The organism is Achromobacter sp. GbtcB20, from assembly GCF_019091095.1.
In the GTDB taxonomy this organism is placed as follows: domain Bacteria; phylum Pseudomonadota; class Gammaproteobacteria; order Burkholderiales; family Burkholderiaceae_B; genus Achromobacter; species Achromobacter mucicolens.
This window is the reverse complement of the sequence record NZ_JAGXJZ010000747.1, coordinates 1-249: the sequence shown is the minus strand read 5'-3', so window position 1 is coordinate 249 and position 249 is coordinate 1. Positions and strand designations below refer to the sequence as shown.

Below are 249 nucleotides of genomic sequence, written 5' to 3'. Positions count from 1 at the left end.
ACCAATTGCAGGTGATAGGGCATCGGCCGCGTCTCGTCACGCGGCGACAGGGTCACCAGTTGCTCCAGGTCCGCCTGCATCAGCAACACGCCCTCGGCCCGGGCCGGGGGTGGATACACGACCGGGGTCAGGATCTGCAGCTGGTAGGGGCCCTGGCCATCGCGACGAATCAGCTCCGCCGATGCGACGCCGCCCTCCATGATCTGCGTGATTTTCGAAGGCGGCACCTCGACCTCCGCGGCGGCGTGC

At 67.9% G+C, this 249-nt stretch carries 1 protein-coding gene; it reads right to left on the bottom strand.

From position 1 onward, the window contains the following. The coding region (locus KVT32_RS30955; RefSeq protein ID WP_217619519.1) for a hypothetical protein at window positions 1–227 on the bottom strand (227 nt) is incomplete at its 3' end. Between the last annotated feature and the right edge of the window lie 22 nt (window positions 228–249).